Annotated in this window: 16 protein-coding genes; all 16 read right to left on the bottom strand. The window is 46.4% G+C overall.

What is annotated here, in order from left to right; all coding sequences use genetic code 11:
• Positions 1-2: 2 nt before the first annotated feature.
• Positions 3-584 carry an RNA polymerase sigma factor gene (locus GON05_RS16030; protein ID WP_157320007.1) on the bottom strand — a complete coding sequence of 194 codons (582 nt, stop codon included), beginning with the start codon at positions 582-584 and terminating at the stop codon, positions 3-5.
• A 435-nt stretch (positions 585-1,019) separates the two neighbouring features.
• Positions 1,020-1,877, bottom strand: a complete 858-nt coding sequence (locus GON05_RS16025; protein WP_157320006.1) for a polysaccharide deacetylase family protein — start codon at positions 1,875-1,877, stop codon at positions 1,020-1,022.
• A 171-nt stretch (positions 1,878-2,048) separates the two neighbouring features.
• Complete coding sequence (locus GON05_RS16020) at positions 2,049-3,137, bottom strand: prephenate dehydrogenase (RefSeq protein WP_157320005.1); 1,089 nt, start codon at positions 3,135-3,137, stop codon at positions 2,049-2,051.
• A 23-nt stretch (positions 3,138-3,160) separates the two neighbouring features.
• A complete protein-coding gene (hisC, locus tag GON05_RS16015) occupies positions 3,161-4,261 on the bottom strand; it encodes a histidinol-phosphate transaminase (protein ID WP_157320004.1) in 1,101 nt (366 codons plus the stop codon).
• Between the two features lie 224 nt (positions 4,262-4,485).
• Complete coding sequence (gene trpA / locus GON05_RS16010) at positions 4,486-5,295, bottom strand: tryptophan synthase subunit alpha (protein ID WP_157320003.1); 810 nt, start codon at positions 5,293-5,295, stop codon at positions 4,486-4,488.
• A gap of 3 nt (positions 5,296-5,298) precedes the next feature.
• Complete coding sequence (gene trpB, locus GON05_RS16005) at positions 5,299-6,495, bottom strand: tryptophan synthase subunit beta (RefSeq protein WP_127451395.1); 1,197 nt, start codon at positions 6,493-6,495, stop codon at positions 5,299-5,301.
• Positions 6,492-7,190 (bottom strand): phosphoribosylanthranilate isomerase, encoded by a 699-nt coding sequence (locus tag GON05_RS16000; RefSeq protein WP_246239169.1) that lies wholly within the window; start codon positions 7,188-7,190, stop codon positions 6,492-6,494. Before GON05_RS16000 ends, trpB begins: the two co-directional genes overlap by 4 nt.
• Before the next feature lie 15 nt (positions 7,191-7,205).
• On the bottom strand, positions 7,206-8,012 hold the full coding sequence (gene trpC / locus GON05_RS15995) for an indole-3-glycerol phosphate synthase TrpC (protein ID WP_157320002.1): 807 nt from the start codon (positions 8,010-8,012) through the stop codon (positions 7,206-7,208).
• The gene (gene trpD, locus GON05_RS15990) at positions 8,002-9,042 is read right to left on the bottom strand and encodes an anthranilate phosphoribosyltransferase (RefSeq protein WP_157320001.1); all 1,041 of its coding nucleotides are present in this window, start codon (positions 9,040-9,042) and stop codon (positions 8,002-8,004) included. The genes trpC and trpD overlap by 11 nt, the downstream gene beginning before the upstream one ends.
• Positions 9,043-9,069: 27 nt before the next feature.
• Positions 9,070-10,617, bottom strand: coding sequence for an anthranilate synthase component I (gene trpE, locus GON05_RS15985; RefSeq protein ID WP_157320000.1), 1,548 nt, complete (start codon positions 10,615-10,617; stop codon positions 9,070-9,072).
• A gap of 293 nt (positions 10,618-10,910) precedes the next feature.
• The gene (gene aroH, locus GON05_RS15980) at positions 10,911-11,297 is read right to left on the bottom strand and encodes a chorismate mutase (protein ID WP_157319999.1); all 387 of its coding nucleotides are present in this window, start codon (positions 11,295-11,297) and stop codon (positions 10,911-10,913) included.
• Entirely contained in the window at positions 11,287-12,396 is a 1,110-nt protein-coding gene (aroB, locus tag GON05_RS15975) for a 3-dehydroquinate synthase (protein ID WP_157319998.1), read from the bottom strand. Before aroB ends, aroH begins: the two co-directional genes overlap by 11 nt.
• A gap of 1 nt (position 12,397) precedes the next feature.
• Positions 12,398-13,561, bottom strand: coding sequence for a chorismate synthase (gene aroC / locus GON05_RS15970; protein ID WP_127451384.1), 1,164 nt, complete (start codon positions 13,559-13,561; stop codon positions 12,398-12,400).
• A 240-nt stretch (positions 13,562-13,801) separates the two neighbouring features.
• A complete protein-coding gene (locus tag GON05_RS38855) occupies positions 13,802-13,966 on the bottom strand; it encodes a hypothetical protein (RefSeq protein ID WP_167053794.1) in 165 nt (54 codons plus the stop codon).
• A 95-nt stretch (positions 13,967-14,061) separates the two neighbouring features.
• Positions 14,062-14,847, bottom strand: a complete 786-nt coding sequence (locus GON05_RS15965; protein WP_157319997.1) for a CheR family methyltransferase — start codon at positions 14,845-14,847, stop codon at positions 14,062-14,064.
• Positions 14,848-14,976: 129 nt separating this feature from the next.
• Positions 14,977-15,420, bottom strand: coding sequence for a nucleoside-diphosphate kinase (gene ndk, locus GON05_RS15960; protein WP_157319996.1), 444 nt, complete (start codon positions 15,418-15,420; stop codon positions 14,977-14,979).
• Positions 15,421-15,468: the final 48 nt, after the last annotated feature.

Here is a 15,468-nt window from a genome sequence, read left to right as displayed (position 1 = left end):
TTTCATCCCTTCGATTCTTCGAATATCGGTTCACTGAAGTAAGGGTCCAACTGTAGCTTGACGGATGCTCTAGCCCTAAATAAAAGAGACTTCACGGAGCTTACGGTTTGACCTAAAATGTTGGCGATCTCCTGATAATCCATCTGATCATACTCTCTTAAGATCAAAGCAGATCGTTGTTTCTCTGGCAAACTATTAATCGCATCTCGAACCATCGATACTTTCTCGTTTCGCAGCATGGCTTGCTCCGGCATGGCATCAAACGAAGCATGGGGCGTCAATCCGCTTTGCTCTAACGAGACTTGCACACTTTTATTTTTGCGCAGCTCACTCAATACTGTATTCCGGGCAATTGTATACAACCAGGTAGAAAAGGAGGCTTCAACTTCTCGAAAAGAGTGCAAACTGCGGTACGCTTTATAAAACGTTTCGTTACACAAATCTTCAGCAATAGCTTCCATTTGTGTACTTTTGAGCATATGAAAGATGAATGCAAGGATTTTACGCTCGTAACGACGCATAAGCTCGTCATAAAGCTGAACATTTCCATCCTTGATTTCTCTGATCAACTGGGAATCGGTCATTACGTGGCGACCCTCCTAACGGTTCCCGGGTACCACTCCAACTGCTCATACATGTTGTACTGCAATTAGAGTGAAAAGTTGCGTTCATTTGTAAAATAAATGTGAAAGGATCAATATGTAAATTATGACCTATTAAATTCTTCTCGATGAATTGCGAAATTCCTGCTCTATTCGACAATTTGTTGAAAAAAATTCACATTCTAAGCTTGTCTGTTGAAAGCAACAACCCACCCTATCCATTATATATGAATATCAGAAAAATATGGTATTTATGAACAAAAAAAAACCGCCAAATTGGCGGCTGCACTTATGGTGCGATTATCGGATAGGAGTGGAGAGAAACCATACTGTACTTTTATTATATGTATACGGTTTCATTCTGTCAACACTTTTTTGAAAACGTTTACCTGATCTTTTTTTGCTTGAAGAACCGGCCTATTTCAGTTGATGCCTTATGGCTTGATTGATTAAATTATTAATGGAATGAGGTCGAATATATGGGCTGCCTGCATTAATTCGCGGGATCTGCATCGGATCCGTTTGTTTGGAAGTTAATCCCGCTTTGGTCGTGAACGCATATTTAACTCCGACTTCATTCAGATAGGAAATCGTAAAATCATCATAGCTGCCAAAAGGGTAAGCATAGGAATCAATAGATTTAGCCCCATCCAACTCCCGAAGCTTTGCCATACATGTTTTCGTATCCGAAATAACCCTTTGTTTAAGATCTTCCTGGGTCTCGGTTACGCCATTCGTTGTTATTCTGTTGTTCAGCATCGGCTTGCCATCTTTCATTGCATGCAATTGATCCGAATGAAGCTGAAAATCAATATTTGAGAATTCTTTTCTCATTTTCCGAATTTGATCCCTGGACAAGGATGGCAGCAACGTCGCTGTCGGGTTATCCAAATCTTTGGTAATCACAAAGTTCACCGCTGGTATACGCATTTTTTTGAGAATCGGATACGCATTCGTATAAAAACTTTCATACCCGTCATCAAAAGTGATGAGAACAGCGTTATCCGGTATTTTCGCCCCATCTTTCATAAAACTCTTGAACTGATCCATCGTGATAAAATTGTACCCTTGACGCTGTAATGCACCTAGCTGCCGCTCAAATAATTTGGTTGAAATGGTCACAGAGCCCTCGACCTGATCATCGATGTGATGATACACGAGAACAGCCACTTCCTTCGAGTAGATGACATTGTTCGCACTTACAAATGAGGGGAAAAAATTAACAAAAATAACAATAACAATTAACGTGCTTTTTACCATCATCCACAGCTTCATCTCGTTCGCCCCACACTTAGAAGTTTGTAATATTAATATGAACGATGTCATTATAGCACGAAGTTTTTTATTTGAGAATCGATTTCAATAGAATAAAAAATAAGCTGATTTCTTCTCTTTTGGGACGTTCTTCAAGAGGAGAAATCAGCTTATTTGTGTGTACAAGTTCAGTTATACATGAACCGCGTAAGGCCCGCTCAGCAGCTCTGAGGCGCGATCTGCATCTTCCTGATTGCGGAAGGACAAACGCAAAATGCCAGGCACATCTTCGCGACTCTCAATAATTTGGATATTACTCAAGTTAATTCTAGCATTACCTAATAATGTTGTAATTTGACCAATAATGCCGGGATGATCCGGAATATCGACATAAATATCAAACAATGAGGTGATCATGCCTTTTCTGCGCTCCGGCAGTTGGCTTCTGAATTCACCGGCAATGCGGAATTGTTCAACAATTCCTTCGCCATCACTATTCTCAATAAGCTCAATGAACCGAGAAATCTCAAGATTCCAATCCGCAAGCAATTTGAGCAGCACCGGCCGATTGTTCACTAAAATATCTCGCCAGATCATCGGCTCGCTTGAGGCAATGCGCGTGATGTCTCTGAAGCCCCCAGCAGCCAGATTCTGATATAACGGGTTGGTTTCGTTATATCCTCTGACCTGGTTAACCAGCGCAACCGCAATAATGTGCGGCAGGTGGCTGATCGCACCAACGATATCGTCATGCTCCCGTGCTCCGACCTGCACGATTTGTGCTTTCGTCGTCTTGAGCAGCTCGGTTAAGCGGTCAACCTCTGCCTGCGGTGTCCCCTCTGCCGGGGTCAACACATAGAAGGCATTTTCAAAAAGATGCGAAGACGCTGCCTCAACGCCGTGACGTTCGGAGCCTGCCATCGGATGACCGCCAATAAAGAAAACGCCATCTTTTACCATAGTTTCTGCGCTTTCCGTAATGGTTGCTTTCGTGCTCCCCACATCCGTGATGATACAGCCTTTCTTGAGCGGAAGATTCATCAACTGCTGAACATACTCTTCTAACATCCCAACCGGCACGCATAGAAAAATGTAGTCAGCCCCGTCTACCGCCTCAGCCATATTCGTTGTTGCAGCATCAACCACGTTTCGTTTGAGCAGTTTCTCAACGGATTTCGGATTCGGAGAATGGCCGACAACGGTAAAACCCGGTTTTCCTTTGTAACATAAGGCCAGTGAACCGCCGATAAGCCCTACACCAAATATCGCAATTTTCGTCATAAGAGATCAACCTTTAATTTGTATTAGGCTTGAACGGCAACCTCAGCCAGCACTTGCTGCAAAGCTGCAATGAATTTCTCATTTTGTTCACGTGAGCCGATGGTAACGCGGATGGACGTCGGGAATCCAAGCATATGTCCGCCACGGACAATAATGCCTCTACGCAGCAAACCATTAAATACTTCTGCCGCTGGGCGTCCGACATTAACCATAACGAAGTTACCGTGTGCAGGGAAAGCCTTTAACCCCATTTCGTTAAACTGCTCCGTTAAATAATTCAAACCTGCTGTATTCGCTTCGCGGCAGCTTGCGATGAAGTCTTGATCTTTAATCGCAGCTAAAGCAGCAGCTTGAGCAAATCTGGTCGTGTTAAAAGGTTCACGAACTTGGTTAATGGATCGGATCACATCGGGGTGCCCAATGCCATAACCGATTCGTAAGGAAGCCAAACCGTATATTTTCGAAAAAGTACGCAGTGCGATGACATTGCGGTACTGACCAATCAGCTCAATGCTATCCGGGAATTCTCCCGTTGTATTGTACTCGCAGTAAGCTTCATCCAGAACGACCAATACATGCTCAGGAACTTTGGCTAAAAAGGCTTTGATTTCCGCATCCGTATTCATCGTACCTGTCGGATTGTTCGGATTACAGATCCAGACGATCTTCGTACGTTCTGTAATTGCAGCCAGCATGCCGTCCAGGTCATGAGTGCCATCTTTCAATGGGATCTCGATGGATACAGCTCCCTCAATCTCACAATTGTGCTTATATTGCGGGAAGGTATGAGAAGCCATCACCGTTTCATCGCCTTGTACGAGGAAAGCACGTGCCAGCATGAGGATAACCTCATCAGAACCTGCACCGAAAATGAGTTGATTCGTCGCAACGCCAAGATACTCAGCCACTGCTTCTGTCAGCTGTACAGCCCCACCGTCAGGGTACAAGCTGATGTTAGCGATTTCCGCTTCAATCGCCGCTTTTGCTTTTGGCGACGAGCCAAATGGATTTTCGTTGGATGCGAGTTTAATCACTTCCGTTAATCCCAGCTCTCTTTTTACTTCTTCAATAGGTTTACCCGGTTGATAGACCGGCAAATGTACAATCGTTTGTTTCGGTTTCATTGGTAGCCACCTCATCAATTAGTTGTCCGAATTTTGTAATTGTCCCACAAAACTAGTGCTGTTGTAAAATGTGGTTCCTTTTTATGTAGAAGGAATATTGCTTTAGCCACTCATTAGAGACAAAAGTCTCAATGATCAACACATAATAGTGTACTGCTTTAACGCTTAACAGTAAATAGGTAATTTTAGAAAATCCCCCTAGACTAGTGTCTAGAGGGATTTCATTATCTGCCTTTTAGCTGGCCTACAAAGCCGCCAATTTGCTGTAACCCTTCTGGATGAGCAGCATCTTCTTGGAAATGGTGCAGCGCGCTTTCAATCGTGCGGACAATCGCACTCCCTACAACAACACCATCGCACAGCTTCTCGAACCGCTCAACCTGCTCCCGGTTGGAAATACCGAATCCGACAACGATCGGCACATTCGCCGCTTCTCGCACCGTAGATAGGAAATCTTCAATCCCGCCGAAAAATTCAGCCCGTTCACCGGTTACACCAAGGGAAGAAACACAGTAAACGAATCCGCGAGCTCCAGCTGCAATACGTTTCACACGTTCATTCGAAGTCGGCGCAACCAATGGAATCAAATGGACACCATAAGATTCTGCAATCGCTCTCGTCTCGCTATCTTCTTCCAATGGTAGATCTGGAATAATAATGCCGCTGATTTCATTTTCCTGCATCGTTTTGAAAATGCGTTCCAGCCCAATTTGCAGAACAGGGTTGTAGTAAGTGAATAAAATGAATGGCAGCTTGGAACCCCTGCTCCTCGCCTGGCGAGCAACATCTATAACGTCAAATATCGTAATCTTACGAAGCAGTGCACGCTCAGATGAACGTTGGATGACAGGGCCATCGGCTAATGGATCCGAATATGGAACACCCAGCTCGATTAAATCAGCGCCTGCCCGCTCCATTTCAAGAATAAGCTCTAGTGAAGCTTCAATCGTTGGATCACCAATGGTCAGGAAAGGGATCATAGCTGTTTCCCCACGCTCTTTAAGCTCAGCAAAACGCTTATCAATTAGGTTCATGGCTTATTCCTCCCCTGTGCCAAGATAGCTCATAATGGATTCCACATCTTTATCGCCACGGCCAGATAGGCTTACGACAATAATTTGATCCTTAGACATCGTTGGAGCTAGTTTTACCGTATGTGCAATCGCATGAGCGCTCTCTAAAGCTGGGATAATACCTTCCGTACGGCTTAACAATTGAAGAGCGTCGAGCGCTTCCTGGTCAGTAATTGGATAGTACGTGGCGCGCTCAATATCTTTCAAGTAAGAATGCTCAGGTCCGATGCCAGGGTAGTCTAACCCCGCCGAGATGGAATGAGCCGGCAGCACTTGCCCGTATTCATCCTGCAGCAGGTAGCTCAGCGAGCCCTGAAATACGCCAGGTGAGCCTTTGGTCATCGTCGCGGCGTGCTCTTCCGTATGGATACCGCGTCCAGCAGCTTCAACGCCGATGAGTTTAACCGTTTCATCCTGAACGAACGGATAAAAAATCCCCATGGCGTTACTACCGCCGCCTACGCAAGCAACAACGGCATCCGGCAACCTGCCTTCTGTTTCCAGAATTTGTTCACGCGATTCGTCACCGATAATTCGCTGAAAATCACGGACCATCATCGGGTAAGGATGAGGACCTGTAACGGAACCCAGGATATAATAAGTATCCTGTACATTGCTAACCCAATAACGCAGCGTTTCGTTGCACGCATCTTTCAGTGTACGAGTACCTGAAGTAACGGGAATGACTTCAGAACCAAGCAATTTCATCCGAAAAACGTTCAATTGCTGTCTTTTCGTATCTTCTTCGCCCATGAAGACTTTGCATTCAAAGCCCATCAATGCGGCGACCGTTGCCGATGCAACACCGTGTTGACCTGCTCCGGTCTCAGCGATGATTTTCTTTTTCCCCATCTTTTTCGCGAGCACGGCTTGTCCGATGGTGTTATTAATTTTATGAGCGCCCGTATGATTCAGGTCTTCTCGCTTTAAGTAAATTTTGGCTCCACCCAGTTGCTCAGAGAGTCTCTCTGCGTAATAAAGGGGAGTTGGTCTGCCGGAATATTGCTTTTGCAAATAGCGAACTTCTGCAATAAATTCAGGGTCGTCTTTATATTGGTTATAAGCCTCTTCCAGCTCCGTCAAAGCATTCATCAATGTTTCTGGTACATAACGGCCGCCGAATTTTCCGAATCTGCCGTGTTTATCAGGTACTTGCGTCACTTTCCGGTCACCCTTTCCACAAATGCGGTAATTTTCGCAATATCTTTCACACCATCTGTCTCTACACCGCTGGACACGTCCACACCGTCAGGACGATAGGCTTCCACTAGTTGATCCACATTGTCAGGCTGCAATCCGCCTGCTACTAGCAATTTGACACCTGCTGTACGAGCCCACTCCTGATAAACAGGAATACAGTCCCAGGCAAATGTTTTTCCGGATCCTCCGCCATATACGGGGTCAAAAGTATCAAGCAACACGGCATCAACCGATCCGATGTACGGATCCAACTGAGCAGCTACCTCTGCGCTGGACGGAATTTTATTCTCTGATTTGGAAATGGACACGGACTTGAACACCTGGACATCGAACTGTTCACGTACCCATTTACAGAACTCAGGAGTTTCCTGACTATGCAACTGAACGACATCAAGGGGAGCAACCGCCATGATTTCCGTAAGCTGCTCTTGGCTCGGATTCACGAACACACCTACGGTTAGTGGAACGGAAACACCTTGATCCGCTTCACTTCTCAAGTAGGAAATAAGCTCCGCAGCCTTGTCTGGCTTGACTTGACGTTTGCTTGGAGCAAAGACCAATCCGATATGATCAATTGGCAAATGTATGACTGATTTTAACACTTCAACGCTTTGAAGTCCACAGATTTTAACCGTTGGCATCGTGTCTGTTGGCATCCTATTCGCCTCTTTCTAAACCGTCTGATTCGTTGTATTGACAATTGACCCCATCAGATCGTGAACCGCTTGCTCAACAACAGGCTGGCGCATGAAATGTTCGCCGATCAACACGGCTTGCGAGCCGATTTGTTGCAGATAAGCCATGTCTTGGACTGACGAGATTCCACTCTCACTGACGATGGTTTTGCCGGCCGGAATGTATTGAATCAATTCTTCCGTTGTTTTCAAATCGGTAACGAACGTCTTCAAATTCCGGTTATTGATCCCAATTAATTGGGTATCCAGTTCGAGCGCGCGCTCCAATTCTTCACGGTCATGCACTTCAACCAAGGCATCCAAACCAAGATCGCTTGCGAGCTTCAAATATTGCTTCATCTGGTCAGTCGTCAAGATGGCCGCAATCAGTAAGATCGCATCTGCCCCAATTAAGCGCGCTTCGTAGATTTGTTTCGGATCGATCGTGAAATCTTTCCGCAGCAAAGGCACATTCACCGCTTGGCGTACGGCCTTCAAGTAGGCATTGCTTCCTTGGAAGTAATCCACATCCGTAAGCACCGAGATGCAGTCAGCGCCCGCACGTTGATAGGAGCTGGCCAGTAATACCGGATCAAAATCCTCACGGATCAAACCCTTGGACGGAGACGCCTTTTTAACTTCAGCAACCAAACCCATCGCACGATTTTTACGTGTCGTCAAAGCTTTTTCAAAACCTAAGCAAGACGGCATCTCCGAAATGGTTTTCTCCGCTTGCGCAATGGAAAAGCTGCTCATGGCTTCAACTTCAGTTCGTTTAGTGGCAACAATTTTATCAAGAAACATGGCATAGTTCTCCTGTGAAATGGATTAAGTCGTTCAACTTTTGTTCCGCACGGCCCGAATCTATGACGTCAGCCGCAAATTTAACCCCTTGCTGTAAGCTTCCAACATGACCAGTCACGTAGAAGCATGCGGCTGCATTAGCAAGCACGATATCGCGATGAGGCCCCCGCTCGCCGGCAAAAATATGACGGATGATTTCCGCATTCAGTATCGCATCTCCACCGCCTACATCCTTAATACTGTGAGCCCTTAAGCCAAGATCATCAGGGGTAATAGAGTATGTGCTAATCCGATCTGCTTTCAGCTCCGTAACTTTAGTCGGCGCCGAAATGCTGAATTCATCCAATCCATCTTCGCTCGCTACAACCAAAGCCCGCTTAAGCCCTAAAGCTTGCAGCGCTTGTGCGACTAATTCCGTTTTCGTACGATCGAACACGCCTAGCACTTGACGATCCGCTCCCGCAGGATTCGTAAGCGGGCCCAGCAAGTTGAATACCGTACGGAAACCCAACTCTCGGCGTGGTGCCGCGACATGCTTCATGGATTGATGATAAGCTTGCGCGAACATGAAACAAATGCCCGTTTTATCCAAGCATTTCGCCGCCTGCTCGCTGCTTAGCGTGATCTTCACACCAAGAGCTTCCAACACATCCGCGCTGCCGCTTTTGGACGACATCGCTCGATTGCCATGCTTGGCTACACGAATGCCCCCCGCTGCAGCAACAATCGCCGCTGTCGTTGAAATGTTGAACGTCTCTGCTCCGTCGCCGCCTGTGCCGCATGTATCCAACAGATCATGCTGCCGCACATTCACCTGGATTGCTTTGTTCCGCATTGTTTCAGCAAAACCTGTAATCTCTTCCAGCGTTTCGCCTTTAATGCGAAGAGCTGTCAGCAGACTGCCGATTTGAGCCGGCGACGCCGCGCCTTCCATAATTTCCGACATGACGCCGCGCGCTTCCTCCCTGGAAAGATGGCTGCCGCTAATTACTTTACCAAGCGCTTGCTGTATCTGAATAAGTTCACTCATGACGTTATTCCTCCTCTACTTCTTCCCTTAAGAGTTAACAAAGTAATCTTTGTTAATATCGCTTACAGGCCTAGGTTCTGGACTAAACATGGCTTCTGCCATTCGAATCGATTTGAGCAAAGCTGTCGCTTTATTCACCGTTTCCTGGTATTCGCTCTCCGGTACGGAGTCCCACACAATTCCCGCGCCTGCTTGCACATAGGCTTTGCCGTGTTTGAAAACAATCGTACGAATCGTGATGCATGTGTCCAAGTTCCCTGAGAATCCTAGATAGCCAATAGCCCCAGCATAAGTGCCTCGTGCCTCTGGCTCCAGCTCAGCAATAATCTCCATAGCTCGCAGCTTCGGCGCTCCAGACACCGTCCCTGCTGGCATGCAGGAAAGAAAAGCATCGAAGAAATCTTTATCTTTCGCAATTTTTCCAGATACGTTGGAAACGATATGCATGACATGTGAGTAGCGCTCGATATCCATGAACGTATCGCACTTAACCGTGCCAAATTCCGATACGCGGCCAATGTCATTACGTCCCAAATCCACTAGCATCAAGTGTTCAGCGCGTTCTTTCTCATCCGCTAGCAGCTCTTTTTCCAAAGCTAAATCTTGTTCCGGCGTCTTGCCACGCGGCCTTGTTCCGGCAATTGGACGAGTTTCCACTTTTTCCTCTTCAACCCTTACAAGCAGCTCGGGTGATGTGCCAACGACGACTTCATCATCCATTTTGAGCACATACATGTAGGGAGATGGATTCATCGTACGCAGAACCCGATATACCTGCAGCGGTGAGACCGTAGTTTCCATCTCAAAACGCTGTGACAACACAACCTGGAAAATATCACCGGCACGAATATATTCCTTCGCTTTATTCACATTGGCAATGTACTTTTCCTTTGTGATATTCGAACGAATGTCGCCAAGATCCGGCTCCGATACAATCGGATTGTGTGTCATCGTTTCCGTGCCAAGCGGCCTTTTAATCTTCTCAATCGTCGCATCGATTTTCTCACAAGTCGCATGATAAGCTTGAGCGATCTCTGCATCCGTTGCAAAAGGCTTCACATGTACGTTAGCAATCACTTTGATTTGCTGTTTAAAATGATCGAAAACGATAACTTGATCACAGAACATGAATTGAATGTCGTTCATTTGCAAATCATCAATTTGATGAGCCGGCAGCTTCTCATAGTATTGCAGAAGATCGTATCCAAAGAATCCGACAGCGCCGCCCGTGAATCTCGGCAGATCCGCAAGCTGAGGACTGGAGTAGGATCTTAGGTACGCCTTCAACACATCGATGGGTTTCTCATCCGTCACCTTGTTCTCGGTTTGTGTTTCAACGACCGTTTTCCCATGTTTCGCCTTAATCATCAGGAAAGGATCGCTTCCAATGAAGGAATATCGAGCCCATTTCACGCCGCCCTCTACGCTTTCCAACAGGAACGCACGCTTCTCTTGATACAAGTGTTGAAAAACACGAATCGGGGTTTCTGTATCGGCTAATAGATGACGTACCACAGGAATGAGGTTATAGTCTTTGGATAATCGAATCACTTCTTGAATTTCAGGTGTATACATGGTTACATCCCCTCTCAGCTTGTGAGCCTTCCGTCGTTCTCCGAGGTGCTCCAAACTCTAATTGAATAACAAAAAAGCCTCTACCGAAGTAGAGGCTGGCTTTTAGTTTTATGTAGAAGATTAAGAAGAATGTGAAAAATAAACGTTGAATGTATGACGAAACAAACGTCTCCGAATGAGTCGTGTTCATCTTCATACAGTTCTCTGCTATCATTCTCATCTCAACTGGGCTCTGCTCTACTCAACTAAACTTGCTCTGCTCTACTTACCTAATCTCATCTAACTACACTATACTACCGTGCAGCTTCATTTGTCAATTTAACAATATCAGGGCGAAGTGCTTTAGCTTCTTTTAAATAAATATGGTTGATTTCCGATTGGCTCTTTGTTGTGTTCACTTGAACCATGAGACGGATACATTTTGGCAATGAATTTTCAACCGGAACTTCCAATGAACACATTAACGGCACGAGTTCCCAGCCAACCATCGTACGAATGGCCCGCGCAGGGAATGTTGCTGTAATGTCTTCCGTCACTGTAATAAAAACCGAACAAATATCCTCTGGGCGAAAATCATTCGCCTCTACGATGGCGCGAAGCAGCTCTCCAGTAGCGGTCAAAATTTCTTCCGCTTCATTGTGTTCAACTGTCGTTGCGCCACGAATTCCCCTACAAAACATCGGCTACACTCTCCCCTTTCAGAAGCTCGACAATTTGTCTGACTTGCTCTACTGTAACATCCTTACGGATTTCAACTTTACCAATTTCCATAGGAATAATGTAGACCATAGTGCCTTCTTTGAATTTCTTATCGTGCATCATCGCGCTCATAATGCTATCCGTGTCCAAATGAGGCGGAATGCTGACAGGCAGTCCGTATTTCAAGAACAGGCCCTTGGTTATTTCATGAATTTCTTCAGAGTATCCAAATTCCTGGGCAAGCTTGGCAGCCCCAACCATACCGATGGAGATCGCTTCCCCATGCAGCAGCTCACCATAACCAGCCACTGCTTCCAAAGCATGGCCAATCGTATGTCCTAAATTTAAGATGGCGCGCAAATCGTTCTCCCGTTCATCTTGAGAGACGACGATCGCCTTCACTTTGCAGCCTATATACAGCGCATAACTAAGCGCTTCTGGATCAAGAGATAACAAGCGCTCTGCATTGTCGTCACACCACTGCGTGAACTCAGCATCCCAGATCAAGCCATGCTTGATCACTTCGGAGAGGCCCGCCTTCACTTGGCGCGGCGGCAAAGTCAGAAGCAAGTCGATGTCGAAGAGAACGAGCTCGGGCTGGTGGAACGCCCCGATGATGTTCTTCGCCATCGGGTGGTTTACGGCTACCTTGCCGCCGACAGAGCTGTCGTGGGCAAGAATCGTCGTCGGGATCTGCACGAAGCGGATCCCGCGCATGAAACTCGCCGCCGCGAAGCCGGCGAGATCGCCGACCACGCCTCCTCCAAGGGCGACGATCGCAGAACTGCGATCAAGGCCCGCCTGGAGGGCGGTGGTGACAATTCCCTCGAGCTGCGCGAGGGATTTGGATGTTTCGCCTGCGGGAACGACGCAGGACGTTGCGGCGAAGCCGCCTTCGCGGAGCAGCGCCATAACGCGCTCAAGGTGCAGCGGAGCCACCTCGCTATCGGTGACGACAAGCAGCGGTGACTTGCGGCTGAGCTTCGCGCGGTCGAACAAAGCCGTGATATCGTTCAGGACGCCTTGACCAATGTAGATCGGATAAGAACGTTCGCCAAGCTCTACCGTAAGCTCTCTCATATTAGTAGTTCTCCACTTGTTTCAAGAAGTTGTTGAGATTCGCACGAATTTCCTCAATGGAGTCCCCGCCGAATTTATCCAAGAAGGCATTCGCCACTTCCCATGCAATGACATTCTCCATAATGACGCCCGCAGCCGGGACTGCACAAGTATCGGAACGCTCAACCTGCGCTGTGAATACTTCTTTCGTATCGATATCCACGCTTTGCAGCGGTTTGTAGAGTGTCGAGATCGGCTTCATTACACCGCGAACGATAATTTGCTCGCCAGTCGTCATCCCGCCTTCGAATCCGCCTGCACGATTCGTTCTGCGTCTAAAGCCACTTTCTTCTGTATATAAAATTTCATCATGGACATTCGATCCTCTGCGCTCCGCAGCTTCAAACCCAATACCGAATTCCACGCCTTTGAATGCTTGAATAGATAGAACCGCTTGCGCAATTTTCCCATCCAATTTGCGATCCCATTGTACGTGGCTGCCCAATCCTACCGGCACGCCTTCAATGATAACTTCAACGATACCGCCGAGTGTGTCGCCATCTTCTTTGGCAGCGTCGATCGCCGCGATCATTTTGGCTTCCGCTTCTTTGTCAACCACACGCACCGGTGATTCCTCGGTAATTGCAATCAGTTCATCGATCGGAAGTTCTTGACGCTGTGCTTCTACATCCCCGATGCGGATGACTTGTCCAGCCACCTTAATTCCGAACTCTGCCAGCAATTGGCGTGCTACAGCCCCAGTCGCTACGCGCATAGTCGTTTCGCGGGCGCTTGAGCGCTCCAAAATGTTGCGCAGATCTTTTTGATTATATTTCAAACCGCCGTTCAAATCGGCATGCCCAGGGCGAGGACGGTTCACGCGGCGTTTGCCTTCGTTATCCTCTTCGACCGGCTCAATGCCCATAACGGTTGTCCAATGCTTCCAGTCATTGTTGACAACAACTAACGCTATTGGAGCACCTGTTGTTTTGCCATGGCGCACACCGCCGGCAATCGTAGCCGTATCTTTCTCGATTTGCATCCGACGACCACGGCCATACCCTTTCTGACGTCTATGTAATTGAAAATTCAAATCCTCAAAGTTAAGGGTTACATTACTTGGAAACCCTTCAATAATCGCAGTGAGCTGCGGTCCATGTGTTTCTCCAGCCGTTAAATATCTCACAATCCGTTACCCCCTATAATTTGGTGAAGCATTTGCTTATAAGTGCTGCCAAGATGAAGTTACTGCCGTTTCAACTTGAAATTGTTTCCAAACGCTTTAGCGCTTTGACGCGCGATTATCTTTTAGTCATTATAGTATAGGTACTCTGGTTTGGCAACAGCACAAACGCAAAAACACGCTTTGCATATAAGGGGTATTCCCTTAGGCGCAAGCGTGTTAACATCGGCTCAGGAGCAATGGTTACCCGTGCATGGGCTGCTTTTGGACAACTCTTGGAAGTTCTGCCATTTGTGGGTCATTCATCAAACCCATGATTTGCGACGAATCTACTCCCAAAATTTGTGCACATTCCTGAATGGAGATCATTCCCCTACGATAAGCGGTTATCACTTTGCGTTTGTCCATAAGAGCCCCCTAAGAGTTGCATCATTTTTATGTATTGTACTCATTAACGTTCATTGAGCTTTGCTACATCTTAGTATTGGAAGATATGGAAGATCTTATACACCCTTTTTCCTATAAAAGAAAGTATCCGCCGGTTCTAAGTCATACTGCCCTGGTGAAAAAATTTGCTCAGTCGACCCAACGAATAGTAACCCTCCTGGCTTTAATGCTTTTGCAAATTTCTGATATAACACATGCTTCGCTTCTTCAGTAAAGTAAATGATCACATTTCGGCATACAATCAAATCGAACCCGGTATCAAACGTATCGACAAGCAGATTCTGCTTTTGAAATTTTACTGTTTTTTTCAAGTCATCTGAAACATGATACATAAGCTGATCCTGCCGAAAATATTTCTTCACATACTTCTCGGGAACATCTCGCAAGGAGCGATCGAGGTAGGCCGCTTTGCGCGCTTTATCCAGGGCGCCCTCATCGATATCCGTCGCAAGCAAATGGACATCGTTCAAGGCCCCCTGCTCCGCCAGAATCATGGCTAACGTATAAGGCTCCTCTCCTGTTGAACAAGCAGCGCTCCAAACCTTCAGTCTTCGATTCTTTTTGAGCATTTCGGGAATGAATCTTGATTCCACCAGCTCCCAGCGATTCGGGTTCCGCCAAAACTCGGAAACGTTGATAGTCATCCGATCCAGAAATTCATAAAAGAGTTCTTTATTTTTCATCATGGCATCAAAAAAGGAAACAAACGTTTGATAACCACGTTTCATTCGAAGTGTTGTCAGACGTCTTTTCATTTGTGCCTCTTTATAAAGAGCAAGATCTATGGACGTATGTTCTTTTACTTTTTTTATAAATAACAAAAAATCCTGATCCTCTTCCATGCTGTCCACCCACCTTGGTCTTTGTCTAAATAACATACATTCTTTCATTCGTTGCCAAATTCCTTCAAAGCACGACAAAAAAAAGAACCTGCATCTGGAAAGATGTCAGGTTCTTCAGGTTTCGAATTGCTAAATCCACTGCTGAATGATTTTCGTATAATCGAGAAGCTCGTCCGCTTTAAAGAAATTACCGATCTCGCGTTCAGCGCTTTCCGGTGAATCCGAGCCATGAATGAGATTGAAGTTCGTATGTACCGCATAATCGCCACGAATCGTACCAGGTGCCGCTTCCAATGAATTCGTTTTGCCGATTAACGTGCGGGATAAAGGAATAACTTGATCTCCCTGCCACACCATTGCGAAGACAGGACCGGAGGTAATGAAATTAACGAGTCTTTCGTAGAAATCTTTGCCTTCATGTTCAGCATAATGAAATGCAGCTTGTTCTCTCGAGACCATCGTCAATTTGCTGCCAATAAGTTGAAAGCCTTTCTGTTCAAAACGCTTTACAATTTCACCGATCAGGCCGCGCTGTACGCCATCCGGTTTCACCATCAAGAATGTTTTTTCCATGTAACGATATCCTCCTTAGCGTTTTCTTTAGAAAACTTGCTTCATAAG

The sequence above is a fragment of the Paenibacillus anseongensis genome, from assembly GCF_009757995.1.
Taxonomy (GTDB): domain Bacteria; phylum Bacillota; class Bacilli; order Paenibacillales; family NBRC-103111; genus Paenibacillus_E; species Paenibacillus_E chondroitinus.
This window is presented reverse-complemented; position numbering and strand designations above follow the sequence as displayed.

Bases quoted from the DNA above. Each gene is read 5' to 3' on its own strand.
- GON05_RS16030 (WP_157320007.1), bottom strand. From the start codon at position 584: ATGACCGATTCCCAGTTGATCAGAGAAATCAAGGATGGAAATGTTCAG.
- GON05_RS16025 (WP_157320006.1), bottom strand. From the start codon at position 1,877: ATGAAGCTGTGGATGATGGTAAAAAGCACGTTAATTGTTATTGTTATT.
- GON05_RS16020 (WP_157320005.1), bottom strand. From the start codon at position 3,137: ATGACGAAAATTGCGATATTTGGTGTAGGGCTTATCGGCGGTTCACTG.
- hisC (WP_157320004.1), bottom strand. From the start codon at position 4,261: ATGAAACCGAAACAAACGATTGTACATTTGCCGGTCTATCAACCGGGT.
- trpA (WP_157320003.1), bottom strand. From the start codon at position 5,295: ATGAACCTAATTGATAAGCGTTTTGCTGAGCTTAAAGAGCGTGGGGAA.
- GON05_RS16000 (WP_246239169.1), bottom strand. From the start codon at position 7,190: ATGCCAACAGACACGATGCCAACGGTTAAAATCTGTGGACTTCAAAGC.
- trpC (WP_157320002.1), bottom strand. From the start codon at position 8,012: ATGTTTCTTGATAAAATTGTTGCCACTAAACGAACTGAAGTTGAAGCC.
- trpD (WP_157320001.1), bottom strand. From the start codon at position 9,042: ATGAGTGAACTTATTCAGATACAGCAAGCGCTTGGTAAAGTAATTAGC.
- trpE (WP_157320000.1), bottom strand. From the start codon at position 10,617: ATGTATACACCTGAAATTCAAGAAGTGATTCGATTATCCAAAGACTAT.
- aroH (WP_157319999.1), bottom strand. From the start codon at position 11,297: ATGTTTTGTAGGGGAATTCGTGGCGCAACGACAGTTGAACACAATGAA.
- aroB (WP_157319998.1), bottom strand. From the start codon at position 12,396: ATGAGAGAGCTTACGGTAGAGCTTGGCGAACGTTCTTATCCGATCTAC.
- GON05_RS38855 (WP_167053794.1), bottom strand. From the start codon at position 13,966: ATGGACAAACGCAAAGTGATAACCGCTTATCGTAGGGGAATGATCTCC.
- GON05_RS15965 (WP_157319997.1), bottom strand. From the start codon at position 14,847: ATGGAAGAGGATCAGGATTTTTTGTTATTTATAAAAAAAGTAAAAGAA.
- ndk (WP_157319996.1), bottom strand. From the start codon at position 15,420: ATGGAAAAAACATTCTTGATGGTGAAACCGGATGGCGTACAGCGCGGC.